This window comes from Kocuria flava, from assembly GCF_001482365.1.
In the GTDB taxonomy this organism is placed as follows: Bacteria; Actinomycetota; Actinomycetes; order Actinomycetales; family Micrococcaceae; genus Kocuria; species Kocuria flava.
On record NZ_CP013254.1, the window covers coordinates 386,426 to 410,977 of the forward strand.

Here is a 24,552-nt window from a genome sequence, read left to right on the forward strand (position 1 = left end):
ACCGCCACGGACGCCGTGGCCCGCGCGGGGCGGGCCACGGCGTCCCGCTCCCGCCGCACCGGGACCGTGCACGCCCCGCTGCACCCGTCCACCGACCACGTCGCGGTCCTGCCCGCGCTCGCCGGCCCGCCGGGCCCGCGCGGCACGGAGCCGGCCGTGCCGGGATCAGTCGAGGACCGGCAGCTCCGTGGTCTCGAAGCGCTCGCGGAAGAACGCCGGGTTGCGGCGGTGCTGGAGGACCATGACGACGACGCCGAGCAGCAGGATCCCCACGCCGAGGACGAAGACCAGGCCCACCCCGCCGATCGCCGACCCGGAGCCGTAGTCCGGGTCCATGGAGTCCCAGGAGGTCTGCACGAAGAAGACCAGCAGCAGGATCCCGCCCAGCAGCGGGGCGAGGAACTGGGCCAGGAAGGCCTTCGCGCTGCGGCGGGACTGCCGGCGGAAGTACCACACGCAGGCCAGGGCCGTGACGCCGTAGTAGAAGCAGACCATCATGCCCAGGGCGGTGATGGTGTCCCACAGGACGTTCTCGGAGACCACGCGCATCACCGCGTAGAACACGGCGGTGACCACGGCGGCGGCCACGGTCGCGTAGCCCGGGGACTGGAAGCGCGGGGCGATGCGGGCGTAGCGGGAGGGCAGCGCCCCGTAGTGGCCCATGGCGAGCATGGTGCGGGCCGGGGAGACGAAGGTGGACTGCAGCGAGGCCGCCGAGGAGGAGAGCACCGCGAGGGACATCAGGATCGCGAAGGGGCCCATGACCGGCCCGGCGAGCGCGGCGAAGATGTTCTCCTGGATCTCCTCGTTGCCCAGGCCCAGCCCCTCCTCGGCCACCCCGGAGTAGCTGAGCACGGCCAGGGCGATGGTGAGGTAGAGGGTGACGATCACGAGGATCGTGGCGATCGCGGCCCGCCCCGGGGTGGTCGCGGCGCCGCGGGTCTCCTCGTTGATGGTCAGCACCACGTCCCAGCCCCAGTAGATGAACACCGACAGGGAGACCCCGGCCGCCAGCGCGGAGAAGGAGTCGATGCCGAGGGGGTTGAACCACTCGGCCCGGATCGTGAGGCCCTCGAAGGCGGTGCCGCCGGCCACGTGGCCGAAGGCGGCCGCCGAGAACCAGAGCAGCACGACGATCTGGAAGGCCACGAGCACGTACTGGACGGCCTTGGTGGTCTCCATGCCGCGGTAGGAGATCCAGGCGGCGAGGGCCACGAACGCCAGGCAGGTGGCGATGTTGACGGGGACGCTGCGGGTCAGCCCGGCGAGCGCGTCGTTGCCCGTGAGCTGGGCGAGGGCGAGGTAGAAGAAGTCCACCGCGATCCCGGCGAGGTTGGAGAGCACGAGGATCGTGGCGGCGAGCAGCCCCCACCCGCCGAGCCAGCCGACCCAGGGGCCGAAGGCCTTGGAGGCCCACGTGAAGGTGGTGCCGGAGTCGGGCATGGCCCGGTTGAGCTGGCGGTAGCCCACGGCCACGAGCAGCATCGGCAGGAAGCCGATGAGGAAGATGGCGGGCAGGGAGGTGCCCACCACGGAGGCGGTGGGGCCCAGGGCCCCGGAGAGGGTGTAGGCGGGGGCGATGCAGGAGACCCCGATGACGACGGAGCCGAGCAGCCCCACGGAGCCGGTCCGCAGACCCTTGCGGTGGTCGGTGCCGTGCTCCCCGGCGGGGGCGGCCGCGCTGGTGCCGGTGTCCGGGACGGCCTCCGGGTCCGGCCGGGGCACGACGACCATCGGCACGGGCAGGTGGGCGAGGACGCGGGCGGCGGTGCCGCCCAGGAAGATCTGCCGGCCGCGGGCGAGCCGGGAGGAGCCGATGAGCAGGATCCCGCCGGGGGCCCAGTCCACGGCGCGCACGGCCTTCTTCAGGGAGGGGCCGGCGGCGACCTCGACCGTGACGGGGTTGGTGCGGCGCACCGCGGCCGCGGCCTCCTCGAGGTGGTGCTGGACCGCCCGGCGGGCGGCGTCGTCGTCCTCGCGGGGCAGGAAGGAGAGCAGCACGAGCTCGAGGTCGCTGCGTCCCACCGCCCGCGCGGCCTCGTCGAGGACCTGGTGGGCGCCGGGGCGGGTGCCCACCGCGGCGTAGAGGCGGGTCAGCGGGGTCTCCCCGCGGTAGCGGCGCGGGGCGAGCGCGACGGGCACCGGGGAGCTGTGCAGCAGGGCGTCGACGGCCGGGCCCAGGGACAGGCGCCCGGTCCCGGAGTTCGACCCGACCACGATCAGCCGGGCGCCGAGCTCCTCGGCGGCCTCGACGAGCCCGCCGGCCACGGAGTCGGCCTCGCGCAGGTGGGTGCGCACGACGACGTCGTCGGGCACGAGCGCCGCCGCCTCCTCCAGCCACCGCCGGCCCTGGGTGCGCAGCACCGGGGAGATGTCCCCGACGGGCGGGTAGACCTGCTGGAAGGGGTCGTCGCGGCGCAGCACGAGCACGAGGTCGAGCTCGGCGCCGAAGGCGCGGGCCATCGCGGCGCCCAGGCGCACGGCGTCGCGGCTGCGCTTGTCCCCGGCGCAGCCGACGACGTAGCGCACGGGCCCGGGGGCGCTCATCGTGCCGCCCCCGTCAGCGCGGTCCCGGCCGCGCCCGCGGGGACCTGCCCGAGCACCTCGGCGGCGGCCAGCCGGCCCTGGCGCAGGGCGCCGTCGACGTGCTGGTAGCCCTCGGCGGCGAGGTCGGAGCACGCCCAGCGGATCGGGCCGACCGGGGTGCGCTGGTGGGCGCCGTAGCGGTGCAGGCCGCCGAGGTCGTAGCTCGCGGCGTAGGCGCCGCGGGTCCACTCCTCGGAGCCGAAGTCGGACTCGTAGTAGACCACCGGGTGCAGGGCCTCCTCCCCGAGGTAGTGGGAGATCGACTCGAGGATCAGCCGCCGGCGCTCCCCGGCGGGCAGGCCGAAGAGCTCGTCGGCCTTCTCGTCGGAGACGAAGCCGACCAGGGTGCCGCGGGGGTCGTCGTGGTTGGTGTTGTCGTAGACCTCCTGGGCGAGCTCGTGGGCGCCGAAGCCGGTGCCGGACAGGCCCTTGTCCCGCCAGAAGGGCGTCTCGTAGACGGCGTGGACCTTGATCACGAGGCCCAGGGACTGGTGCTGGTGCATCTGGTGCTGCAGCCGCGGCAGGGGCGGCTCGAAGGAGATCCGGGAGTAGAGGTTCGGGGGCACGGCCACGACCACGTCCTTCGCGACCACGGTGAGCCGGTCGGACCAGACCGTGACCGGGGTGCCGGGCACGTGCTCGGCGTAGGTGTCCTCCGGCCCGCCCCACCGGACGGTGCGCACGGGGGTGTTCAGGAAGACGACGTCCTCGCCGAGCTCGGCCGCCATCGCCTCGGAGACGGACTGCATGCCGCCGATCACCCGGCGGTCGAGGATGAAGTCCTCGTCCACGAGGTTCGAGAAGGACCCGGCGGAGGCGGCCATGAGCACGGCCTGCAGGGCGGAGAACGCGTGGGCGGGCTTGGTGAGCATCCCGCCGGCCACGAAGATGCCGATGTTCTCGCAGGCCCGCTCGTCGTCGGAGTGGGCCCGCAGCCAGGCGTGGAAGGAGACGGTGTCCAGCTCGCGGGCCCGCGGATGGGCCCACGGCTCGGCGGCGCCGATCTCGGCGGCGAGCTCGTCGAGGATCCCGATGAGCCTGCCCATCTCGGCGACCGTGGCCTCCCCGGCCGGGAACATCGAGCCGGTGTAGGTGTGCCGGCTCCCGTCCGGGGCGAGGTAGACGGAGGCGCCCTCGCGGTAGCGGGGGAAGGTCTCCAGGCCCAGCTCGTCGACGAGGGCCAGCAGCTCGGTCTGGTCCGGGGAGACCCACTGCCCGCCGATCTCCAGGAACGCCCCGTCGACGGTGCGCGACCAGGTGCGCCCGCCCACGCGGTCGCGGGCCTCGAGCACGGCCACCGACCGCCCGGCCGCGGCGAGGGTGCGCGCGGCCATCAGGCCCGCGGGCCCGGCGCCGACGACGACGACGTCCCGCTCGATCGCCCGCTCGCTGCCCAGGGTGCGCTGATCCGACATGGTGATCTCCTTCACTCCAAAATGAATTAGGTTCATTAAGAGGCACCGGCGGCATCCCGTCAAGACCCCTCCCGCGGCGGGGGGGCCTACACTCGACGGGAACCCCGCCGGACCCGCCGCGCGAGCTGCCGCCCGCGGCCCACGACGCCCGACCCCAGGAGGAGACCCGACCGTGGCCCCTGCCGCACCCCCCGCCCGCGGGCGCGGGCGCCCCAGCCGCCCCGTGCTCTCGACGGAGCGGATCACGGACGCGGCGATCCGCATCGTGAGCACCCGCGGCTACCGGCACCTGACCATGACCGGGCTCGCCCGGGAGCTGGAGGTCTCGACCTCGGCGCTGTACAACCACACCCCGTCCAAGCGCGACGTGCTCATCCGCGTGCAGGACCGGATCAACGACGGCATCGACTGCTCCGGCTTCGGGACCCTGCCCTGGGACCGAGCCCTCGAGCTGTGGGCCCGGTCCTACCGCGACTGCTACGCGGAGCACACGGCCATGATCCCGGTCATGGCCGTGCTGCCCGTCGCCGACTCCCCGCACACCCTGCGGATGTACGAGACGGTCGCGCGCGGGCTGGCCGAGGCCGGTTTCGCCGGCGGGACGGTCGTGGACGTCGTCGTGGCGGTGGAGTCGTTCGTCTTCGGCTCGGCCTACGACGCCACCGCGCCCGCCGAGATCTTCGAGCCCGGCGACCGGGCCGAGCTCGCCCCGGTGTTCACCCGCTCCGCCCGGGCGCGCCCGGCCGACCCCCGGGCCGCCGCGGACCGGGCCTTCGACGTGGGCCTGGGTGCGATGCTCGAGGGCTTCCGGGCGCGCCTGGCGGCCGGCCGGGACTGAGGCCCGGCCGGGCGCCCCTCAGACGTCGAGGGCGTGCATCACGTGCTTGACCTGGGTGTACTCCTCGAGGGAGTACAGGGAGAGGTCCTTGCCGTAGCCGGAGCTCTTCGACCCGCCGTGGGGCATCTCGGCGACGAGCAGGACGTGGGTGTTGACCCACACGCAGCCGAACTCGAGCTCGCGCGAGACGCGCATCGCGGTGCCGTGGTCGGTGGTCCACACGGACGAGGCCAGGGCGTAGTCGACCCCGTTGGCCAGCTCCAGGGCCTCCTCCTCCGTGGCGAAGGACTGGACGGTGAGCACCGGCCCGAAGGTCTCCTCCTGCACCAGGACGTCGTCCTGGTGCACGCCGGTGACCACGGTGGGCTCGAAGAAGTACCCGGCGGCGCCCTCGACGGGGCGCCCGCCCGTGACCACGGTGGCGTGCGCGGGCAGCTCGGCGAGCTTGCGGCAGACCGTCTCGAAGTGGGCGGCGTTGTTGAGCGGGCCGTAGAAGTTCTCGGCGTCGTCGGCCCGGCCCGTGACGATCCCGCGGGCCGCCTCGGCGAGCAGGCGCACGAACTCGTCGTGGGCGCTGTCCTGGACGAGCACGCGCGTGACCGCGGTGCAGTCCTGGCCGGCGTTGAAGGTGCCGAACTCGACGAGCGCCTGCGCGGCGGCGGGCAGGTCGGCGTCCGCGAAGACGACGGCGGGGGCCTTGCCGCCCAGCTCGAGGTGGGCGCGGGTGAGGTTGCCCGCCGCGGCCGTGGCCACGGCGCGCCCGGCCCGCACGGAGCCCGTGATCGCGACCATCGCCGGGGTGCGGTGCGCGGCCATGAGCGCGCCCGTGGAGGCGTCGCCGAGCACCACGTTGACGACCCCGGCCGGCAGGATCCCGTCGATGAGCCGGGCCAGCACGAGCGTGGACTCGGGGGTGGTGTCGGAGGGCTTGAGCACCACGGTGTTGCCCGCGGCCAGGGCCGGGCCCAGCTTCCACAGCGCCATGAGCAGCGGGTAGTTCCACGGGGTGACCTGGGCGACGACGCCGAGAGGCTCGCGCCGCACGTAGGAGGTGTGCTCGCCCAGGTACTCGGCGGCGGCCCTGCCCTCGAGGGTGCGGGCGGCGCCGGCGAAGAAGCGCAGGCTGTCGGCACCGGCGGCGACCTCCTCGTCGGCGATCATCTGCCGGGGCTGGCCGGTGTTGCGGTGCTGGGCCTCGACGAGCTCGGCACTGTGCTCCTCGAGGGCGTCGGCCAGGCGCAGCAGCAGCCGCTGGCGCTCGCCCGGCGTGGTCCGCTTCCAGGTCCGGAAGGCCTGCTTGGCGGCGGCGAAGGCGGCGTCGACGTCCTGGGCGTCGGAGACCGGCGAGACGGCGACCGCGGTGCCGGTGGCGGGGTCGACGACGTCGAGGCGGCCGGTGCCGTGGGCGTCGGTGAAGGCGCCGTCGACGTAGTTCTGGAGCACGTCGCTCATGGTGGGGTCCTCTCTGCGGGGCGGGCGCGGGGCTGCCGCCCACTGTAAATGAGTGCCATTCATTTTAGTACCCCGGGGTGTGTCCCGCCACACATCCTCCCCCGTCCGGCCCTTCCCCTTCCCCCTGCCCTTCCGTTCCGCCCCGCCCCTGGGCGCGAGACCCCACGGCAACGGCGAACCCCCACGCCGCAGCGGCGTGGGGGTTCGGGGGCGCGACGGGATCCCGCGAGAAGGGGCGGGGTCAGGCCTTCTGGACCGTGATCGACCACTCCGCGGCGCCGCGCTTGGTGAACTCGGTGACCGGGTAGCCGTTCTCGGCGGCCCAGCGCGGGATCGCCTCGGTGCCCTGGGTGCAGTCGAAGTGGATGACGAGCTCGTCGCCGGCGGGCATCTCGGCCATCGCGGCCTTGGCCTCGACGACGGGGAAGGGGCAGACGAGGCCGTCGGTCTCGAGGACGTGCTGTGCCATGAGGGGTTCCTCCTGGGGTGGGGACGGGACGGGGGTCAGACGCCGGCGGGCACGCGCCCGGGGGCGGCGGTCTTCTTGCGCGGGGCGATGAACAGCTTGGCGGCCGCCCCGGTGCCGAGGATCATGACGGCGAAGCTCACCCAGCCCTGCCACTCGAACGCGGCGGTGGCGACCAGGGCGTTGCCGATGGTGCAGCCGCCGGCCCAGGCCGCGCCGACGCCCATGAGGGCGCCGCCGCCGATGGAGCGCACGATCGTCTGCGCGTCGGGGACGCGCAGCTTGAACTCGCCCGAGCCCTTGGCGGCGACGAACGAGCCGATCAGGATGCCCAGGACCAGGAACACGCCCCAGTCGACGAGCTCGACGTCGCCGGTGACCAGGTAGTTCGTGATGTTGGCCGAGGGGGTGGTGATGCCCAGGCCGGACTCGCGGCCGGTGGCCCAGCTGGCGGGCCAGGCGATGATCGCGATGGCGCCGAGGACGAGCGCGGTCGCGAAGGGGTTCCACGACTTCTCGAACAGCAGGTGGTTGAGGCCGGTCTTCTCCGGGGGGAGGGTCGCGAACTTGGCCCGCGGCTTGGTGAGGTGGTGGCGGGCCCACACCCCGGCGACCGCCACGAGGACGAGCACGAGCAGCCACGGGGAGATCCCGAGGGTCTCGTGGATCGAGCCCTGGGTGCCGACGGTGACCCCGCGCATGGCCTCGGTGGCCCCGGCCAGGGGCCCGTACTTGGACACGGCCGCGAACAGCGCGTAGAAGATCAGCGCGAACCAGGACCCGACGAGCCCCTCGGAGGCGCGGTAGTAGGTGCCGGTGGCGCAGCCGCCGGCGAGGACGATGCCGAAGCCGAAGATGAAGCCGCCGACGATCGTGGCCAGCCAGGGGAAGGCGGAGGCCCCGAGGGTGATGACGCCGAGGGCGTCGAGCACCCAGATGCCCACCGCCTGGACGGCGATGGCCACGAAGAAGGCGGACAGCCACCACGTGTTCTTCGCGATCCAGACGTCGCGGAACGCGCCGGTGACGCAGAAACGGCCGCGCTGGAGGACGAACCCGAGGGCGGCACCGATGATCAGACCTGAGATGAGCACCCGGCGACGATAGGCCTCCGCCCCCCGCACGACTCCAGCCGGACGTCATGCGACGTAGCACAGTGAGCTGGGTCGCCGCCAACTGTGACGTCATCGACCGCTCAGCCGCGGCCCCCTCCGGCCTGGGGGACGATCGCCCAGGGACCGTCGGCCTCGACGACCACCCACACGTCCGCGTCCGGCAGGGTCGTGGCCCGCTCCACGGCGCCGATCTCGTTGACGAGCAGGTCGCCGTGGTGCTCGTCGTCCGGGCGCACCGGGCGGGTGGTCACCACGAAGTTGGCCTCCCCCGAGGAGGAGGCCAGCACGTGGGCCTGGCCGGCGCGCCAGCGGAACACGCGCGCCCCGGTGCCGGTGACGGCCCGGACCTCGTCGACCGCGGTGAGGTCCTCGAGGTCGTGGACCCGGAACTCCCAGGACTCCCCGTCCTCGGCCTGGGCCTCCATCCGCTCGGTGCGCGCGGAGTCCCGGGAGTCGTCGACGAGGAACACCGCCTCGTGCCCCGGCTCCGGCACGGGGGTGACCTCGCTGAGCTCGCCGTCCTCGTCGTGGCCCTCGAACCACACGTAGCCGGAGCCGGCCCGCAGGGTGCTCGCGAGCACGGGCCGGTCGGTGCCGTCCGGGCGGGGCAGGTCGAAGCGCTCCCCGCCCTCGCCGCGGAGGATCTCGACGGGCGGGGGCGCCCCGATCTCGACGGCGTCCCCGGGCACCTCCGGCGCCGCCGCCGGGGCCCGCCCGGCGGGGTCACCGGGATCCGCGGGGGCGGCCCACCCCGAGCCGGCCGCGACCTCGTCGCGGTCCCCGGCGAGCGCCCCGACCACGGCGGCCCCGCCGGCGCCGAGTACGAGCAGGCCCACCGCGCCGAGCCCGAGCAGCAGCCGGCCCGGGCGGCGGCCCCGCGCACCGGGGCCCGCGGCACCGGGGCCCGGCACCACGGGCGCGCCGTGGGCGCCGGCCGCCGGTGCGGACCAGGGGCCGGCGCCGTGCGGGACGGGCGCGTCGTCGTCGGCCCAGAACTGCCAGCCGGGCGGGGCGGGGCCCCAGGAGGGGTCCGGCTCCCAGCCCGGCGGCGGGGTCCAGCCGCGGGGCGGGCGCGGCCACGCGGGCGGCGGGTTGAACGAGCGCGCCATGGGGTGCGGCCTTCCGGGGAACGGGACGACATCTGTTCCCCATGGTAAACGTCCCGGGCGACGGCGGCGCGCCCGCCGGCTCAGCCGGCTCAGCCGGCGAGGAACTCCTGCAGGCCCGCGAGGTCGTCCGTGTTGATGTGCTCCACCCCGGCGGCGCGCAGCTCGGTCCAGAGGTTCTCGCGGGCCGGCCCCGCGATGTCGTTCGTGGCCCAGAACCGGACCCGGTGGCCCTCGGCGTGGGCTCGGGGCAGCGGCTGCCCCAGCTCGGCCCCGGCCGCGGCGGCGGTCTGCGGGGCGGACAGGAGGAGGGCGGCGGCGCCGGCCGCCACGAGAGTGCGCAGGTACGGGGGCACGGGGAGTCCTTCCGGGAACGGGGGATCGTGTCCGGATCAGCGTGCCCGCCACCGGTGACCGGTCTCCCCCGGCCGCGTGACCACGCGGTCAACGGGAGCCGAACGTCGGGGGCGTCCCGGCGTGCCGGGCCCCACCGCCCCCGCCGGGGCGCGGGCCCCTGCGTAGGCTGGGCCCAGCCCCTCCCGTCTCCCCCAGGACCCCAGGACAACCGACATGACGCGCGCAGCCACCTCTCCCCTGCTCACCGTGGTCCTGACCGCGGCGCTGGCCCTCACCGGCTGCGCCGCGGGCGGCGGCGACCCGTCCGCGACGGGGGCGGACGCCACCGCGGCGCCGTCGTCGTCGGCCCCGCCGCCCGCGACCCCGACGCCCGCCCCCGAGGAGGCCGCCGAGCTGGTGGGCGGGGGCACCGAGGTCTTCCCCGGCCGGCGCATGGTGGCCCTCTACGGCCGGCCGGGCAACTCCGCGCTGGGGGTGCTGGGCGAGCAGGACGCCGAGGCCTCCGCGGTCCGCGCGAAGGAGCTCGCCGCGCAGTACGAGCCCTTCAGCGAGGAGCCGGTCGTGCCCGCGTTCGAGATCATCGCCTCGACCGCCTCGGCCGCTCCCGGCCCGGACGGCGACTACTCCGAGGAGACCCCGGTCGAGGAGCTGCGCCCGTTCGTGGAGACCGCCGCGGCGAACGGCGTCTACGTGGTGCTCGACCTCCAGCCCGGCCGCCAGGACTTCCTCAGCCAGGCCCGCCAGTACGAGGAGCTGCTGCGGATGCCCAACGTGGGCCTGGCCCTGGACCCCGAGTGGCGCCTGGCCCCGGACCAGGTGCACCTCGTGCAGATCGGCTCGGTGGACGCCGCCGAGATCAACGCGACCACCGAGTGGCTGGCGGGGCTGACCCGGGAGCACGGGCTGCCGCAGAAGGTCGTGGTGCTGCACCAGTTCGCGGAGTCGATGATCACGGACCGCCACCTGGTCGACACCTCGCACCCCGAGCTGGCGCTGCTGCTGCACGCCGACGGCCACGGCACCCCGCAGCTGAAGACCGGCACGTGGGAGCGGCTGAAGGCGGGCCTGCCGGAGGGGATGCGGCTGGCGTGGAAGAACTTCTACGACGAGGACACCCCGACCTTCACGCCCGAGCAGACGATGGCGCTCGAGCCGGCCCCCTGGTTCGTCTCCTACCAGTGACCCCTCCGCCTGCCGCGGGGGCAGGGCGCTAGGGTGGGCGCCGTGGACGGAGAGCGGCGCCGCGGCGAGCGCAGGAGCATCGACCGGCTCGCCCGGTGGCTGGTGCGCGGGACCGGGGCGGAGCCCGGGTGGGACGCGCTCGTGCTGGAGGTGCTCAGCGTGGGCCGCGACGTCCGCGCCCAGGTCCGCGAGGTGCGCGGGGCCGGCACGCGCGTGCACCCGGTGGACCCGGACCGGCGCCTGCGGCGGACCCTGCGCCGGCTGCAGGCCGCGCAGGCCGATCTCGTGGACGGCACGTGGCTGTCGGCGACCCTGCTCGTCAGCGTCGCGGGGAGCCGGTGGGAGCGACCGGTCGTGGAGCTGGTCCTGCACCACGACGACGACCCGCGCCCGCCCGTCCACGCCCCGCACCCGGTGACCGCCGAGGACCTGCGCCGCCACCTGGCCGCCCACCGGCGGATGGGCCGGAAGATCCCGGACTGGGCCCGCGAGCGCCTCGCGGCGGCGGGCCTCGAGGTGCCCGAGCGCTGAGCCCGCCGGCTGTTCGCCCTGGGGCGAACCGGTCCGGGACTGTTCCCTCAGCATGCTGAGGGGTCTACTCTTGAGGGACCTGTTCACCGACGGAGGGAGTGCCCATGGGTATCGGAGACAAGATGGAGAACGCCGCGCAGAAGGCCTCCGGCGCCGCCAAGGAGAAGGTCGGCGACGCCACCGACAACCGTGACCTGCAGGCGGAGGGCCAGGCCGACAAGGTCTCGGCCGATGCGAAGCAGACCGGTGAGAAGGTCAAGGACGCGGCCAGGAACTTCACCGACGGCCGCTGAGACTCCGCCGCCGTCCAGGACCCCGGAACCCTTCGGTTCCGGGGTCCTGCCGTGTGCGGGGGCCGGGGCGCGGGCTCAGCGGGAGGGGTCCGGGTCCTCCACCCCGGCGAGCTCCTCGGGGGAGCCGTGCCCGGTGCGCGCCCGCGTGCGGGCGTCCACGGCGAGCAGGAGGACGACGACGGCGGCCCCGGCCGCGGCCGCGAGCAGCTGCACCCACCAGTCCCCCGCGGGGGCGAGCAGGGTGCGGTCCTCGAGCTGCCACGGCCACAGGGTGCGCAGCGCACCGAGCATCAGCCCGGTCAGGGCGAGCATCGTGATCCGGTGGTGGCGGTGGAGCAGCCACTGCAGGCCCTTGACGACCACGACCATCCCCAGCCCCGCGCCCAGGAAGAACAGGGCGAGGTAGCCGAGGTCCAGCTCGTCCACGGCGCGCAGGGTGGGCTGGTAGAGGCCGATGGTCAGCAGCAGGAAGGACCCGGAGAGCCCGGGCAGCAGCAGCGCGGAGACCGCGACCATGGCCGCGAGCACCACGAGCAGCGGGGCGGGGGCGACCGTGGTCGGCGGGATCGAGACGAGGACGAACGCGAGGACGGCGGCGGCCGCCACGACCAGCAGGGCGCGGGGGCCGAGGCCTCCCCCGGCCAGCCGCAGCGGCACCCCGATCGAGGCGAGGACCATGCCGAAGAACAGCGCGCGCATCAGCACGGGCTGGGTCTCGACGAGGTGGCTGACGGGCCCGGCCACGGTCAGCAGCGCCGCGGCCATCCCGAGCACCACCGGGACCACGATCCGCCAGTGCACCCGGGCGAGGTGCTCGCGCAGCCCCGCGGCGCGGTCGGGGCCCGTGAGCAGGCGCCGGCCGGCGGAGACGACGTGGCCGGCGGAGTTGATCAGCTCGTCGTAGATCCCCACGACGAGGGCGACGGTGCCGCCGCTGACCCCGGGCACGGTCTCGACGACGCCGATCAGGGCCCCGCGCACGAGGTTGCCGGGCAGGCTGCGGCGCCCGGGGGCGGGGGCGGTGCCCGCCGCGGCGGTGCCGGGCGGTCGGGACGGGCCGGGGGTCGGGCTCACAGAGGGCTCCTCGGGGAAGGGGGTCGGGGCGGGTGCCAGGGTACCGGGGCGCGCCGCGCGGGAGCTGGAGGCGGTCCGGCGGCCCCTACCCTGGACGGGTGACCGCTCCCGCCCGCAGCGCCCGGCTGCGCCCGACCCTCTACGTGCTCGCCGCCGTCGTCTCCGTGCAGTTCGGCGGGGCCCTGGCCGCGGTGCTCGTCCCGCTCATCGGCGCCTCCGCCACCGTGACCGTGCGGCTGCTGGTGAGCGCGGCGATCATGCTGGCCGTGATCCGGCCCCGCCTGCGCGGGCGCGGGAAGGAGGCCTGGCGGGCGGGCCTGTTCTTCGGGGCGGCGCTGGCCGGGATGAACTTCGCGTTCTACCAGTCGCTGGCGACCCTGCCGCTGGGGGTGGCCGTGACCGTGGAGTTCCTGGGCCCGCTGGCGCTCTCGGCGGTGCTCTCCCGGCGGCTGCGCGACGGGACGGCGGTGCTCGCGGCCCTGGCCGGGATCGTGCTCATCTCGCAGGCGCTCACGGTCCCGTGGGCCGAGCTCGACCTCGGCGGCCTCGCGTGGGCGGCGGCGGCCGGGGCCGGCTGGGCCGCCTACATCGTGGGCAGCCGCGCCGCGGGCCGGCACTTCGACCGGCTCGACGGGCTCGCCGTCGCCCTCGTGGTCGCCGCCGCGCTGGTGGCCCCCGCGGGCCTGGCCACCGTCGAGCTGCCGGCGCTCACCGTCCCGGTGCTGGCCGCCGGCGCCGGCATCGCCCTGCTGTCCTCGGTGGTGCCGTACTCCCTCGAGCTGCTCGCGCTGCGCAGCATCCCCCCGGCCGTGTTCGGGATCCTGCTCAGCCTCGAGCCGGCGGTGGCCGCACTCGCCGGGCTGCTCGTGCTGGGCCAGGGCCTGACCGGCCTCCAGCTGGCGGGGATGGGCCTGGTCGTGGCGGCCAGCGCCGTCGTCATGGTGGGCGGGACCCCGGAGGCCCCCGACGACGCCCCCGGCGGGGGCGCGGCTCCCGCCCGGGCGGCCGACCCGGCCGCGGAGCAGGCCGCTAGGCTCGACCCATGACTCGGGTCGCAGTGGTCGGTGCAGGCATCGTGGGGCTCGCGGCGGCGCACGCCGTGCGCGCCCTCGGGGCGGAGGTCTCGGTCTACGAGGCGGGCGGCCCCGGCGGGGGCCAGTCGGCCGGGCAGTCGCGGATCTTCCGCCACGCCCACGAGGACACCCGGCTGGTCGCGCTCGTGGTCCGCTCCCGGGCGCTGTGGGCGCAGTGGGAGGAGGAGTTCGGCACCGAGCTCGTCTCCCCCGCCGGGGCCGTGGCCCTCGGCCCGGGCGTCGAGGACAAGCTGGCCGTGCTGGAGCCCTTCGCGCAGGTGCCCGTCCGGCGGCTCGGCCCGGAGGAGCTGCGCGAGCGGCTGCCGCTGCTGGGGCCGTGGGACGGGACGGCGATGCTCGACGAGCGCGGCGGGGCGATCCGCACCCTCGCCGCGGTGGGCGCGCTCGTCGGCCGGCTGGAGGGTGCCCTGGTGCCCGACCACGTCCTGTCGGTGCGCCCGGTGCGCGGGGGCGTGGAGGTGCGCACCGGCACCGGGGTCCACCACCACGACCACGTGCTGCTGTGCGCCGGCCGCGGCACCGCGCCGCTGGCCCGCGGCGCCGGCCTGGAGCTGCCCGTCGAGCTCGGCGCGCACGTGCGCGTGAGCTTCGCCGTCCGCCCGGAAGTCGCGGCGGCGGCCGGGCTGCCGACGCTGCAGGACGGCAGCGGGGCCTTCGGGGAGACGGGCGTCTACGCGGCGCCCTACCCCGGCGACCGGTTCTGGTCGGTGGGCCTCGGCGACACCACGGGCGCGGCCGCCGACGGCGGGGTCGCCGACCCGGCCGCGCTGGCCGGGCTCGTGGAGCGCACGGTCGGCTGGGTGGAGCGGGCCCTGCCGGGGGTGGTCCCGGAGCCGCTGGACCACGTGCACTGCTGGGTGACGCGCCTGCCGTGGGGCGACGACGGCGTGGGCGTGTGGTCGGCCGACGGGGTCACGGCCGTGGCCGGGCACAACCTGTTCAAGCAGGCGCCGGCGCTGGGCGAGGCCCTGGCCCGCACGGCGACCAGGGGCCGGGTGCCGGACGAGCTGGCCCCGGAGGCGCGGCTGGGCCGCGCGGCGGGCTGAACCGGCTCACTGCTCCTTCGGGATGATGATCCACAGGGCGATGTAGACCAGCTCCCCCACGCCCACGAGCCCGAAGACGACGAACCCGAGGCGGACGAGGAACTTCGGCAGCCCGAAGCGTGCCGCCAGGGCGGCGCACACGCCGCCGAGCAGCTTGCCGGAGCGGGGACGCACGAGTTGGCTTCTCATGGCCGGAGTCTACGACGGCTCCCCGGGCGGTCCCCGGGGAGCCGCCGCAGATGACGGGCGGCGGCGCTCAGGAGACGTCGGCGCGCTGCCGGTCGAGGGCGGCCAGGTCCGCGGCCTCGGTGCGGGTGGTGTGCAGCTCGTCGATCTGCGCGAGGCTCAGGTCCTTGGTCTCCTTCGCGGTCAGCGCCGCGAGGGCCGAGACCGCGCAGGTTCCGGAGACGAAGGCCGCCACGGCCAGCCAGTTCGTGCCGTCGGCGCCGGCCAGCGCGGAGGCGACGACCGGGGTGAGCCCGCCGGAGACGGCGAAGCCGATCTGGGTGCCCATGGCCAGGCCGGTGACCCGCACGCGCGTCGGGAACATCTCCGCGTAGAACGAGGGCCAGATGCCGTTGGCCATCGAGTAGAAGCACCCGGAGAGGACCGCGCCGAACAGGAAGATCAGCACCCAGTTCCCGGCCGCGACGGCGGCGAGGTAGGGGTACATCAGCACGGCCGGGCCGAGCACGCCGGCGAGGAAGACCGGCTTGCGCCCGATCCGGTCGGCGACGCCGGCGGCGAGCGGGATCACGGCCAGGGCCACGGCGTTGGCGAGCACGGAGACCCACAGCATGGTCGAGCGCTCCAGCCCCACCACGGAGGTGGCGAAGGACAGCGACCAGACGAGGAAGACCACGTTGACGGTGTTGATCATGGCGGCCGCGGCGATGCGCACCACCGCGGTCTTGTGGTGCTTGACCATCAGCGCGAGCGGGGTGGCCGGCTTCTCGCCGGGGACCTCGGCGCGGGACTGCTCGAAGGCCGGCGGCTCCTCGAGGCGGCGGCGGATCACCCAGGCCACGACCACGACCACGGCCGAGAGCCAGAACGGCACGCGCCAGCCCCAGCTGAACAGCTGCTCCTCGGTGAGCACGAGGGTGAAGGGGATGAACACGGCGGTGGCCAGCAGCGTGCCGAACTGGGTGCCCTGGAGGGTCCAGCTGGTCGTGAACGCCCGGCGGTGCTCGTCGGAGTGCTCGAGGGAGACGGAGATCGCGCTGGCCTGCTCGCCGGAGGCGGAGAGCCCCTGGATCACGCGGCACAGCACGAGCAGCGCCGGGGCCAGCATCCCGGCCTGGTCGTAGGTGGGCAGGCAGCCCACGGCGAAGGTCGCCCCGCCGATGAGGAACAGCGTCAGCATCAGCACGAACTTCCGGCCGTACCGGTCGCCCAGCGGGCCGAGGATGAGGGCCCCGAGCGGGCGGACCACGTAGGCCACGCCCACGGTCCCCATGGACAGCAGGATCGCCACGCCGGGGGCGGCGTCCTCGGGGAAGAACAGGTGGTTGAGCACCAGGGCGGCCGCGGTGCCGTAGACCGCGAAGTCGTAGTACTCCAGGGCCGAGCCGATCCAGCTGGCGAGAGCCGCCTTCTTCGGCGTCCTGGCGTGGGAGCCCGGGGGCGCGGTGGGGTTCATGGTCGGGGAGTCCTCCGGTCGGGGCCTGGGGCGCACGGGGCGGGCTCGGGGCCCGCGGGCCGGGGAGGCCGGCGCCGCCGGGACCGTCCCTCGCCCCCGTCGCGGTCCGGGGAGCCCCCGGGCCGCGTTGCCGCATATTGGCAATGGTTGCTGTATAGTGGATACTAGGATGACGCAGGTCACAGCACGACGTCAAGGAGGCGACGGATGGCAGCGGAACGCTCCGGCACGGTCGGCAAGGCGCTGCGCGTGCTCACCCTGCTCGGCGAGCACCCCGGCGGGGCGACCGCAGGGCAGGTCGCGGAGGACGCCGGCTACCCGTTCAGCACGGCCTACCGGCTGCTGCACACCCTGGTCGAGGAGGAGTTCGCGACCTACGACCCCCGGGAGAAGCGCTACCGGCTGGGCCTGCGCGTCTACCAGCTCGGCCGGCGGGTCGCCCACCAGCGCGGCTTCGAGGGCACCGCCGCCCCGATCCTGCAGCGGCTGACCGAGCGCACCGGGGAGAGCTCGATCCTGGCGGTGCTCGACGGCGACCGGTTCCTGACCGTGCACAAGGTCGACGGCCCGCAGTTCCGCACGACCACCGACCCCGGCGACCGCGGCCCGCTGCACACCAGCGCGGTGGGCAAGGTCCTGCTGGCCTTCAGCGACGCCCCGGTGCGCGAGGAGCTGCTGGGGCGCATCGACCTGAGCCCGCGCACCGGGCACTCGATCACCGACCGCGCCGAGCTGAGCCGGCAGGTCGAGCGGATCCGCGCCCAGGGCTGGGCGGGGCAGCAGGAGGAGAACGACACCGGCATGGCCGCCCTCGGCGTGCCCGTGCTCGGCCCCGGCGGGCGGCTCGTGGCGGCCGTGGCCCTGGCCGCCCCGCTGTTCCGCAGCACCCTCGGGGGACTGCAGGAGCGCCTGCCCGAGCTGCGGCAGGCCGCCGAGGACCTGGCCCTGGAGCTGCCCTCCCGCCCCTGAGGCGACCCCGGGACGTCCCGGGACACCCTCGCGACCGTCCGCCGCGCCCGCGGGCACCCCGCGCGACGACGCACCGACGACCCACCGCCCCGACCCCGCACCATCCCGAGGAGCTTCCATGAGCACCGTGTCCGAGTCCTACCTGGTGGGCCTGATCGGCGAGGGCATCACCGCCAGCCTGACCCCGCCCATGCACGAGGCCGAGGCCGCCCACCAGGGCCTGCACTACCTCTACCGCCCCGTGGACCTGGAGGTCGTCGGCCGCCCGGGCACCGACGTGGGCGCGCTGCTGGCCGCGGGCCGCGACCTGGGCTTCAACGCCTTCAACATCACCCACCCGTGCAAGCAGCTGGTGCTGGCGCACCTGGACGAGGTCGCCCCGGAGGCCGCGGCCCTGGGCGCGGTGAACACGGTCCTGGTCCGGGACGGCCGGTTCGTCGGCCACAACACGGACCGCTCCGGCTTCGCCGCGGGCTTCCGCGCCGAGCTCCCGGGCGCCGCCACGGACACGGTCGTGCAGGTCGGCACGGGCGGGGCGGGGGCCGCCGTGGCCGCTGCGCTGCTGTCCGAGGGGGTCGCCACCCTGCACCTGGTCGACCTCGACCCGGAGCGCGCCGCCGAGCGCGCCGCGGCCCTGCGCACGATGTTCCCGGACCGGCAGGTGCTGGCCGCCGCCCCGGCCGAGCTGGCCGAGCTGGTCCCGGCCGCCGACGGCGTGGTCAACACGACCCCCGTGGGCATGCACCACCATCCCGGCACCCCCTTCGACCCGGCGCTGCTGGACGGCACCCAGTGGGTCGCCGACGTCGTCTACCTGCCCGTGGCGACCGCGCTGGTCACCGCCGCCCGCGCCGCCGGCTGCCGGGTGCTCGACGGCGGGCACATGGCCGTGGGTCAGGCCGCCGACGCCTTCGCCCTGATCACCGGGCGCCGGCCCGACCGGGCCCGGATGCGCGCGCACTTCCTGTCCCTGCTCGGCGAGCGCCGCCCCGCCCCCGCCGCCCGCTGAGCCGCGCCGCAGCGCACTCCGCCCGCGTCCCGCGACCCCCACGAGAAGGACCCGCATGAGAACCTCCATCGCCACCGTCTGCCTCTCGGGCACCCTCGAGGAGAAGATGCACGCCGCCGCGGCGGCCGGCTTCGACGGCATCGAGGTCTTCGAGCAGGACCTCGTGGTCTCCCCCTCCTCCCCCGAGCGGATCCGGGACCTGGCCGCGGAGCTGGGGCTGGGCCTGGACCTCTACCAGCCCTTCCGCGACGCCGAAGGGGTCGGCCCGGAGCTGGTCCCGGCCGTCCTGCGCCGGGCCGCGGCGAAGTTCCGGCTGATGAACCGGCTGGGCACGGACACCGTGCTCGTGTGCTCCAACGTGGCCACCGCGACCGTGGACGACGACGCCGTCGCGGCCCGGCAGCTGCGGGCGCTCGGGGACCTCGCCGGGGAGCACGGCGTGCGCCTGGCCTACGAGGCCCTCGCGTGGGGCCGCTACGTCGACGACTTCGAGCACGCCCAGCGGATCGTGGAGCTCGCCGACCACCCGAGCGTGGGCACGTGCCTGGACAGCTTCCACATCCTCTCCCGCGGCTGGGACCCGGCCCCGATCGAGCGGATCCCGGCGGAGAAGATCTTCTTCGTGCAGCTGGCCGACGCCCCGCTGCTGAGCATGGACGTGCTCTCCTGGTCCCGCCACCACCGCGTCTTCCCGGGCGAGGGCGACTTCGACATGGTCGGCTTCATGACCCGGCTGGTGCGCTCGGGCTACGACGGGCCGGTCTCCCTGGAGATCTTCAACGACGCCTTCCGCCAGGCCGACGTCCGGCGCACCGCGGTGGACGGGCTGCGCTCGCTGCGCTGGCTCGAGGACCAGACCCTCCGGGCGCTGGCCGGGCAGCCGGTGCGGGACCGCCTGGAGCTGCAGGCCCTGCCCGCCGTGGCGGAGCCCGCAGGCTACGACTTCGTGGAGATCCGCACGGCCCGGCTCGGGGAGACCACGCGGCTGCTGCACCAGCTGGGCTTCGCCCTGGGCGGGCACCACCAGTCGAAGGAGCACGTCCAGGTGTGGGTGCAGGGGCCGGTGCGCGTCGTCGTCGTCGACGCCGTGCGGGAGGCCGTCCCGGGGGCCTCGCCCACGGAGATCGCGGCCCTCGGGTTCACGGTCGAGGACCCGGAGGCGGCCGTGGACCGGGCGACCCGCCTGCGGGCCCGCCCCGTCGAGCGCACCCAGGGCCCGGGCGAGCAGGTGCTGCGCGGGGTGCACGCCCCGGACGGCACGGAGATCTTCTTCTGCCGGGCGAGCCCGGACGGGGTGCCGCCGTGGCTGGGCGAGTTCGGCGCCGACGACGTCCTCGACCCCGCGGCCCTGGTCACGGGCGTGGACCACGTCAACATGGCCCAGCCCTGGCAGCACTACGACGAGGCGGTGCTGTTCTACACCTCGGTGCTGGCCCTGGAGGCCCAGCCGGCGCAGGACGTCCCGGGCCCGTCCGGGCTCGTGCGCAGCCAGGTGATGCGCTCGGCCGACGGCGCGGTGCGGATGCCGCTGAACGTGGCCCCGGCCGCCGCGGAGCAGGGCTCGTTCGTGGGCGCCGCCTACCCCGAGCACGTGGCCCTGGCCTGCTCGGACGTGGTCGCCGCCGCCCGCCGGGCCCGCCGCCGGGGCCTGGCCCCGCTGCCCGTGCCGCAGAACTACTACGAGGACCTGGTTGCCCGCTTCGACCTCGACGAGGCGTTCGTGGCCTCGCTGCAGGAGCTCGACCTGCTCTACGACCGGGACACCGGGGGCGAGTTCCTGCACTTCTACACCGGGACCCTGGGCACGGTGTTCTTCGAGGTGGTCGAGCGCCGCGGCGGCTACGCCGGCTTCGGGGCGCCCAACGCGCCCGTTCGGCTGGCCGCGCAGTACCGCCGCTCGCACGAGCCCGGCGCCCGGCAGCGCTCTCCCCGCGGGGCCGCGTCCCCGCAATGATCAGCCCTCTGTCGAATCCGGCGGATCTGTGGTTGGCTCTCCCCATGGACGCCAACGAGATCATGGACCGCATCCGCCAGGCCCGCGACCACGCCCTGGAGCAGGAGAAGGAGGAACGCCGGCGCATCGCCGACGCCGACACCGCCGACAAGCAGGGCGCCGCGAGCGTGCGCCTGGCGACCCGCCAGGCCGTGCGCGAGGCCTTCGACGACATCCTCGGCGAGAGCTCCGACCCCGGTCAGGACGCCTGAGCCGCAGGCCCGCACGGACGCGCGGCGGCCCCCGGAGCCCGCGGGCTCCGGGGGCCGCCGCGTGCGCCGGGGCGGCTCAGAGGTCGACGACCGCGCTGTCCCCCTGCACCCGCCTGCCGGTGGCCACCGACTTCACGAGGTTCGCGACCTGGGTGACCTTGCTGCCGCCCGGGGCGTCCCAGTACTCCGCCGTCTCGGCGTCGACCTCGACGATCACGTTGTCGGGGTTCTCGGGCCCGCCCTCGAGCCAGGCGGCGTTGAAGGTGTTCCACAGCTCCTTGATCTTCGCGACGTCGTCGACCACGCGGGCCGTGCCGGCCAGGGAGACCCAGGCGCCGTCCCCGGAGTAGGCGACGTTGACGGCGGGGCGCCGCAGCAGGCCCTGCACCTGGTCGGAGTGCCGCTCGGCGAGGAAGCGGACGGTGCCGTCGAAGTCCACCTCCTGGGTGGTCATCGGCTTGGCGACGATGCGCCCGTGGTCGTCGACGTGGCTGAGCAGCGCGATGCGGGTGCTCCTGATGATCTCGCGGACCTTCTCGACGTGCTCGGCGTGGTCGTGCTCGGTCATGGTGGATCCCTCTCCTCGGTCGGACCGCGTGCGGGATCGTCAGTCTACGGAGCATTCCGCCCCGCACAAGCCCGCACCGGTCTGCGACCATGGGGAGGACGACGACGGAAGGTGGCCCCATGGACTTCGAGCTCGACCCGCAGGTGCGCGACGCGGTGGAGCACCCGGAGCGGACCGTGCGCGGACCCGAGGAGCTCCAGCTGAAGGTGCGCCTGGCCGGCGAGCCCGCCCGCCGCGCCCTGGCCGCCCACTGGGCGGAGGCGGGCCCCGGCCCCGCGGCGCCGGACGTCCTCCCGGAGACCCCCGGGCAGGCCCCGCCGGACGCCGCCGGACAGGGCGCGCCGGGGACGGCGCAGGACCCCGCGCGGGACCCCGACCGGCTCGCGGCGGCCGTGCTGCTGGCCACCCTGTTCGACGACACCGCCCTGCTCGAGCGCGCCGCCCGCGCGCCGGGCGACTTCCCGGGCGCCCCCTCGGCCCCGCCGGAGGCGCTGCTGGGCTTCACCGGCGTGCCGGGCGCCCGCGCGGCCCTCGCCCCCGTCCTGGAGCGGCCCCTGCTGACGGGACTGCTGGAGTGGGCCACGCACCCCGTCCCCGACCGGCCCCCGATCGCGCTCGCCGAGGCGGCCCGCGATCTCGGGATCGACGACGACGACCGCGTCTACCGCGAGGTCCGCCGCCGCGTCCGGCGGATGCTGGCGCGCGAGCACGACGGCTCGGAGCCGCTGGAGCGCTTCTCCGCCGTGCTCGAGGAGGCCGAGCGCCGCCCCCGCGAGCCCGGCCCGGCGCTGTCCGGCGAGGAGGACGACGACCCGGCGGGCCTGAAGAACTGGGGCATCCTCGGGCTCGTGATCGTGGGCATCATCCTGCTGCTCGTGCTCCTGCTCTGAGCCCGCCGCGCACCGGGGGGCCGCCGGCCGCGCCGTTCCCTCCGTGCCACCCCTCCGGCGCCGCCGTCCCGCGTGTCCCGCGCGCCGACCCGCCGGGACGCCGCCGGCACGGGGGTTGACCCGCCGGTGACCGGGGCCGATCATCGGGTCTCAACGGGGTGCCGGACGCCCCGTGGCGCCGCCCGGTACCGTTCCCCGGGCCGGCAGGGAGGCCTCCCGTGGACACCATCGACCTCGCGGACATCGTCCCCGGGACGACCCCGCTCGTCGGGGGCAAGGCCTCCGGCCTCGGCGCCCTCCTGCGGGCGGGTGAGCGCGTGCCGGAGGGCTTCTGCCTGACCACCGAGGCCTAACGCGCGGGCACGGTGCCCGAGCGGGCGCTCCTGGCGGCCTACGAGCGCCTCGGCGGCGGCCCGATCGCCGTCCGCTCCAGCGCCACGGCCGAGGACCTGCCCGGCGCCAGCTTCGCCGGCCAGCAGGACACCGTCCTCGGCGTGGTGGGCGGGGACGCGCTGCTCGCGGCGGTCCGGCGGTGCTGGGCGTCCCTGTCCGGCGAGCGCGCCGTGGCCTACCGGGCGGCGCAGGGCCTGGCGGACGAGGACCCGGCGATGGCCGTCGTCGTGCAGCGCATGGTCGAGCCGGTGGCCGCGGGGGTGATGTTCACGGCGAACCCGCTGACCGGCAACCGCACGCAGACCGTGGTCGACGCGGTCCCGGGGCTGGGCACCGGCGTCGTGGACGGCGCCGCGGAGACCGACCACTACGTGCTGCCGTGGGAGGGTCCGGACCCCGGGCAGCCGGAGCACGGGTGCCTGTCCGCGGCCCGGCTGCGGGAGCTCCAGCAGGCGGGGCGGCGGGTGCAGCGGGCCCTCGGCGGCCCGCAGGACGTCGAGTTCGCCTGGGACGCGGAGGGCACGCTGTGGCTGCTGCAGTCCCGGCCCGTCACCACCCTCTTCCCGCTCCCCCCGGGGACCGACCCGGTGCACGGCGAGCCGCGCCTCTACCTGGAGGTCGGCCACATGCAGGGCCTGCGGCGCCCGGTCACCCCCATGGGCGTGTCCGTGCTGCGGGAGACGACCCGCCGCTGGCTGGAGGTCGTCGGCGTGGGGGCCGCGGCGGCCGATACCTTCCTCGTCGAGATCGGGGGCCGGCTGTTCACGGACCTCACCGGGTTCGTCCGCAGCCCGCGGCTGCGCTCCCGCGTCCCGGAGGCGGTGCGGGTCTACGGCCCGGCGGTGGCGCGGGGCGTGCGGCGCGTCCTGGACGACCCTCGCTTCGCGCCCCGCCCGGCGCCGCCCGGCCGGCGCGCGCTCTCCCCCGCCGCGGCGGCGCGGCTGCTCCTGGCCGTGCTGCCCGCCTCGCTGCTCGGCGCGCTGCGGGCCCTGGCCCGGCCCGCAGCGGCCCGCGAGCGGGCGTTCCGCGAGCTCGAGCGGGTCCGTCGGCAGCCCCGGAGCGAGCCGGGGGACCCGGCGGAGCGGATCCACCGCGCCGCCGGCCTGCAGGACGCGACGCTGACCGGGCCGATGATGCGCACCCTGCCGCCGCTGTGGGCGGCGCTCCTCGCCCAGGGGGTGGCCGGCGGGCTGCTGCGCGGGGTCCTGCGGCCCGGCGAGCTGAACGCGACCCTGCGGGGCATGCCCCACAACGTCACCACGCGGATGGACCTCGAGCTGTGGGACGTCGCCGTGGCCGCCCGGCCCCACCGCGAGCTGCTGCTGGGCACCGGTCCGGACGAGCTCGCCGCACGGTTCGCCCGCGGCGAGCTGCCCGAGTTCGGGCTGACGGCCTTCCTGGCGCGGTACGGGATCCGCGGCAGCGCCGAGATCGACGTGGGCTCCCCCCGGTGGGCCGACGACCCCACCCCGGTGTTCGCCGCGCTGGCCGGGTACCTGCGCGTGGGCGACCCGGAGCAGGCCCCGCCGGTCCGCTTCGCCCGCGCCGAGGCCGAGGCCGAGGCCGCCCTGGCGGGCCTCGTGGAGCGCGCGGCGCGCACCCGGCCGCTGCGGGCCCGGCTCGCCGGCGCCCTGCTGCGCCGCGGCCGGGAGCTGGCCGGGCTGCGCGAGCTGCCCAAGTTCCTCTGGCTGAGCCCGCTGGCGGAGGTGCGCCGCCAGCTGCTCGCCGCGGGGACCGCGCTGGCCGGGCGCGGCCTGCTGGAACGCCCGGAGGACATCATGTTCCTCACCCTGGACGAGGCCCTCGGGGCCGCCCACGGCGCGGACCTGCGCGCGGCGGTGGCCGGCCGGCGCCGGGAGCACGACCGCGAGGCCCGGCGGCGGCAGGTCCCCGGGCTGCTGCTGTCCGACGGCACGGACCCGATGGCCCTGCCCGACGACGACGCCCCGGGGCACGGCCCGGACGTGCTGGTCGGGCAGCCCGCCGCCACCGGGGTCGCGACCGGTCCGGTGCGGATCGTCCACCACCCCTCCGAGGCGCGGCTGGAGCCCGGCGACATCCTCGTCGCCCCGACCACCGACCCGGGCTGGACCCCGCTGTTCCTGGCCCTCGGCGGGCTCGTCACGGAGACGGGCTCCCCGATCGCCCACGGCCCGACCGTGGCCCGCGAGTACGGCATCCCGGCCGTCGTCTGCGTGCCCGGGGCCACCACCCGCCTGGCCGAGGGCCAGGTGGTGACCGTCGACGGCGCCGCGGGGCTGGTCCGGGTCCACGGCGCGGAGAGCCCCGCCGGCCAGGACCCGTGACACCCGCGCCCGGGG

The 24,552-nt window shown here is 75.8% G+C and carries 24 protein-coding genes; 13 read left to right on the plus strand and 11 right to left on the minus strand.

Annotation, left to right across the window (positions count from 1 at the left end):
* Nucleotides 1–165: 165 nt before the first annotated feature.
* Nucleotides 166–2,547, minus strand: a complete 2,382-nt coding sequence (locus tag AS188_RS16310) for an amino acid permease (RefSeq protein WP_083529152.1) — start codon at nt 2,545–2,547, stop codon at nt 166–168.
* A complete protein-coding gene (locus tag AS188_RS01795; RefSeq protein WP_058857404.1) occupies nt 2,544–4,001 on the minus strand; it encodes a flavin monoamine oxidase family protein in 1,458 nt (485 codons plus the stop codon). Before AS188_RS01795 ends, AS188_RS16310 begins: the two co-directional genes overlap by 4 nt.
* Nucleotides 4,002–4,173: 172 nt before the next feature.
* Here AS188_RS01795 and AS188_RS01800 point away from each other — a divergent pair, with 172 nt between their 5' ends.
* Entirely contained in the window at nt 4,174–4,839 is a 666-nt protein-coding gene (locus AS188_RS01800) for a TetR/AcrR family transcriptional regulator (RefSeq protein ID WP_058857405.1), read from the plus strand.
* Between the two features lie 18 nt (nt 4,840–4,857).
* On the opposite strand, the gene AS188_RS01805 is transcribed toward AS188_RS01800, so the two are convergent.
* The 5 genes from AS188_RS01805 to AS188_RS01825 all read right to left on the minus strand — a co-directional run bounded on the left by AS188_RS01805 (nt 4,858) and on the right by AS188_RS01825 (nt 9,334).
* A complete protein-coding gene (locus AS188_RS01805) occupies nt 4,858–6,291 on the minus strand; it encodes an aminobutyraldehyde dehydrogenase (RefSeq protein ID WP_058857406.1) in 1,434 nt (477 codons plus the stop codon).
* A gap of 241 nt (nt 6,292–6,532) precedes the next feature.
* A complete protein-coding gene (locus tag AS188_RS01810; protein ID WP_058857407.1) occupies nt 6,533–6,760 on the minus strand; it encodes a sulfurtransferase TusA family protein in 228 nt (75 codons plus the stop codon).
* Between the two features lie 35 nt (nt 6,761–6,795).
* Entirely contained in the window at nt 6,796–7,851 is a 1,056-nt protein-coding gene (locus AS188_RS01815; RefSeq protein WP_058857408.1) for a YeeE/YedE family protein, read from the minus strand.
* Nucleotides 7,852–7,952: 101 nt separating this feature from the next.
* A complete protein-coding gene (locus tag AS188_RS17075; RefSeq protein WP_058857409.1) occupies nt 7,953–8,981 on the minus strand; it encodes a hypothetical protein in 1,029 nt (342 codons plus the stop codon).
* 89 nt (nt 8,982–9,070) lie between these two features.
* Nucleotides 9,071–9,334, minus strand: coding sequence for a hypothetical protein (locus tag AS188_RS01825; RefSeq protein WP_058857410.1), 264 nt, complete (start codon nt 9,332–9,334; stop codon nt 9,071–9,073).
* Between the two features lie 214 nt (nt 9,335–9,548).
* Here AS188_RS01825 and AS188_RS01830 point away from each other — a divergent pair, with 214 nt between their 5' ends.
* From AS188_RS01830 to AS188_RS01840, 3 genes are all read left to right on the plus strand, one after another.
* Nucleotides 9,549–10,517, plus strand: coding sequence for a hypothetical protein (locus tag AS188_RS01830; RefSeq protein ID WP_058857411.1), 969 nt, complete (start codon nt 9,549–9,551; stop codon nt 10,515–10,517).
* A gap of 42 nt (nt 10,518–10,559) precedes the next feature.
* On the plus strand, nt 10,560–11,048 hold the full coding sequence (locus tag AS188_RS01835; RefSeq protein ID WP_058857412.1) for a hypothetical protein: 489 nt from the start codon (nt 10,560–10,562) through the stop codon (nt 11,046–11,048).
* 104 nt (nt 11,049–11,152) lie between these two features.
* Nucleotides 11,153–11,341: a CsbD family protein gene (locus tag AS188_RS01840; RefSeq protein ID WP_058857413.1), complete on the plus strand. Its 189-nt coding sequence runs from the start codon at nt 11,153–11,155 to the stop codon at nt 11,339–11,341.
* A gap of 75 nt (nt 11,342–11,416) precedes the next feature.
* On the opposite strand, the gene AS188_RS01845 is transcribed toward AS188_RS01840, so the two are convergent.
* Nucleotides 11,417–12,415: a DUF368 domain-containing protein gene (locus AS188_RS01845; RefSeq protein ID WP_083529154.1), complete on the minus strand. Its 999-nt coding sequence runs from the start codon at nt 12,413–12,415 to the stop codon at nt 11,417–11,419.
* Nucleotides 12,416–12,513: 98 nt separating this feature from the next.
* Here AS188_RS01845 and AS188_RS01850 point away from each other — a divergent pair, with 98 nt between their 5' ends.
* Nucleotides 12,514–13,461 (plus strand): EamA family transporter, encoded by a 948-nt coding sequence (locus AS188_RS01850; RefSeq protein WP_058857414.1) that lies wholly within the window; start codon nt 12,514–12,516, stop codon nt 13,459–13,461.
* Nucleotides 13,458–14,555: an NAD(P)/FAD-dependent oxidoreductase gene (locus AS188_RS01855; protein WP_186815345.1), complete on the plus strand. Its 1,098-nt coding sequence runs from the start codon at nt 13,458–13,460 to the stop codon at nt 14,553–14,555. Before AS188_RS01850 ends, AS188_RS01855 begins: the two co-directional genes overlap by 4 nt.
* A gap of 6 nt (nt 14,556–14,561) precedes the next feature.
* On the opposite strand, the gene AS188_RS01860 is transcribed toward AS188_RS01855, so the two are convergent.
* Nucleotides 14,562–14,744: a PspC domain-containing protein gene (locus AS188_RS01860; protein WP_058857416.1), complete on the minus strand. Its 183-nt coding sequence runs from the start codon at nt 14,742–14,744 to the stop codon at nt 14,562–14,564.
* Between the two features lie 67 nt (nt 14,745–14,811).
* On the minus strand, nt 14,812–16,197 hold the full coding sequence (locus AS188_RS01865; protein WP_058857417.1) for an MFS transporter: 1,386 nt from the start codon (nt 16,195–16,197) through the stop codon (nt 14,812–14,814).
* A gap of 207 nt (nt 16,198–16,404) precedes the next feature.
* Here AS188_RS01865 and AS188_RS01870 point away from each other — a divergent pair, with 207 nt between their 5' ends.
* From AS188_RS01870 to AS188_RS01885, 4 genes are all read left to right on the plus strand, one after another.
* Nucleotides 16,405–17,166, plus strand: coding sequence for an IclR family transcriptional regulator (locus AS188_RS01870; protein ID WP_058857418.1), 762 nt, complete (start codon nt 16,405–16,407; stop codon nt 17,164–17,166).
* A 118-nt stretch (nt 17,167–17,284) separates the two neighbouring features.
* Entirely contained in the window at nt 17,285–18,175 is an 891-nt protein-coding gene (locus tag AS188_RS01875) for a shikimate dehydrogenase (RefSeq protein ID WP_058857419.1), read from the plus strand.
* A gap of 55 nt (nt 18,176–18,230) precedes the next feature.
* Nucleotides 18,231–20,129: a bifunctional sugar phosphate isomerase/epimerase/4-hydroxyphenylpyruvate dioxygenase family protein gene (locus AS188_RS01880; protein ID WP_058857420.1), complete on the plus strand. Its 1,899-nt coding sequence runs from the start codon at nt 18,231–18,233 to the stop codon at nt 20,127–20,129.
* Between the two features lie 44 nt (nt 20,130–20,173).
* A complete protein-coding gene (locus AS188_RS01885; RefSeq protein WP_058857421.1) occupies nt 20,174–20,380 on the plus strand; it encodes a hypothetical protein in 207 nt (68 codons plus the stop codon).
* A 76-nt stretch (nt 20,381–20,456) separates the two neighbouring features.
* Here AS188_RS01885 and AS188_RS01890 read toward each other — a convergent pair whose 3' ends face one another.
* The gene (locus tag AS188_RS01890) at nt 20,457–20,948 is read right to left on the minus strand and encodes a pyridoxamine 5'-phosphate oxidase family protein (protein ID WP_058857422.1); all 492 of its coding nucleotides are present in this window, start codon (nt 20,946–20,948) and stop codon (nt 20,457–20,459) included.
* Between the two features lie 119 nt (nt 20,949–21,067).
* Here AS188_RS01890 and AS188_RS01895 point away from each other — a divergent pair, with 119 nt between their 5' ends.
* From AS188_RS01895 to AS188_RS01900, 3 genes are all read left to right on the plus strand, one after another.
* A complete protein-coding gene (locus AS188_RS01895; protein WP_058857423.1) occupies nt 21,068–21,838 on the plus strand; it encodes a hypothetical protein in 771 nt (256 codons plus the stop codon).
* Nucleotides 21,839–22,056: 218 nt separating this feature from the next.
* Nucleotides 22,057–22,191, plus strand: a complete 135-nt coding sequence (locus AS188_RS17610; RefSeq protein WP_257721092.1) for a PEP/pyruvate-binding domain-containing protein — start codon at nt 22,057–22,059, stop codon at nt 22,189–22,191.
* A gap of 12 nt (nt 22,192–22,203) precedes the next feature.
* Nucleotides 22,204–24,537, plus strand: a complete 2,334-nt coding sequence (locus AS188_RS01900) for a PEP/pyruvate-binding domain-containing protein (RefSeq protein WP_236945025.1) — start codon at nt 22,204–22,206, stop codon at nt 24,535–24,537.
* The last annotated feature ends 15 nt before the right edge of the window (nt 24,538–24,552 follow it).

Bases quoted from the DNA above. Each gene is read 5' to 3' on its own strand.
- AS188_RS01810 (WP_058857407.1), bottom strand. From the start codon at position 6,760: ATGGCACAGCACGTCCTCGAGACCGACGGCCTCGTCTGCCCCTTCCCC.
- AS188_RS01895 (WP_058857423.1), top strand. From the start codon at position 21,068: ATGGACTTCGAGCTCGACCCGCAGGTGCGCGACGCGGTGGAGCACCCG.
- AS188_RS01805 (WP_058857406.1), bottom strand. From the start codon at position 6,291: ATGAGCGACGTGCTCCAGAACTACGTCGACGGCGCCTTCACCGACGCC.
- AS188_RS01875 (WP_058857419.1), top strand. From the start codon at position 17,285: ATGAGCACCGTGTCCGAGTCCTACCTGGTGGGCCTGATCGGCGAGGGC.
- AS188_RS01880 (WP_058857420.1), top strand. From the start codon at position 18,231: ATGAGAACCTCCATCGCCACCGTCTGCCTCTCGGGCACCCTCGAGGAG.
- AS188_RS01855 (WP_186815345.1), top strand. From the start codon at position 13,458: ATGACTCGGGTCGCAGTGGTCGGTGCAGGCATCGTGGGGCTCGCGGCG.
- AS188_RS01860 (WP_058857416.1), bottom strand. From the start codon at position 14,744: ATGAGAAGCCAACTCGTGCGTCCCCGCTCCGGCAAGCTGCTCGGCGGC.
- AS188_RS16310 (WP_083529152.1), bottom strand. From the start codon at position 2,547: ATGAGCGCCCCCGGGCCCGTGCGCTACGTCGTCGGCTGCGCCGGGGAC.
- AS188_RS01885 (WP_058857421.1), top strand. From the start codon at position 20,174: ATGGACGCCAACGAGATCATGGACCGCATCCGCCAGGCCCGCGACCAC.
- AS188_RS01840 (WP_058857413.1), top strand. From the start codon at position 11,153: ATGGGTATCGGAGACAAGATGGAGAACGCCGCGCAGAAGGCCTCCGGC.
- AS188_RS01865 (WP_058857417.1), bottom strand. From the start codon at position 16,197: ATGAACCCCACCGCGCCCCCGGGCTCCCACGCCAGGACGCCGAAGAAG.
- AS188_RS17075 (WP_058857409.1), bottom strand. From the start codon at position 8,981: ATGGCGCGCTCGTTCAACCCGCCGCCCGCGTGGCCGCGCCCGCCCCGC.
- AS188_RS01870 (WP_058857418.1), top strand. From the start codon at position 16,405: ATGGCAGCGGAACGCTCCGGCACGGTCGGCAAGGCGCTGCGCGTGCTC.
- AS188_RS01795 (WP_058857404.1), bottom strand. From the start codon at position 4,001: ATGTCGGATCAGCGCACCCTGGGCAGCGAGCGGGCGATCGAGCGGGAC.
- AS188_RS01890 (WP_058857422.1), bottom strand. From the start codon at position 20,948: ATGACCGAGCACGACCACGCCGAGCACGTCGAGAAGGTCCGCGAGATC.
- AS188_RS01830 (WP_058857411.1), top strand. From the start codon at position 9,549: ATGACGCGCGCAGCCACCTCTCCCCTGCTCACCGTGGTCCTGACCGCG.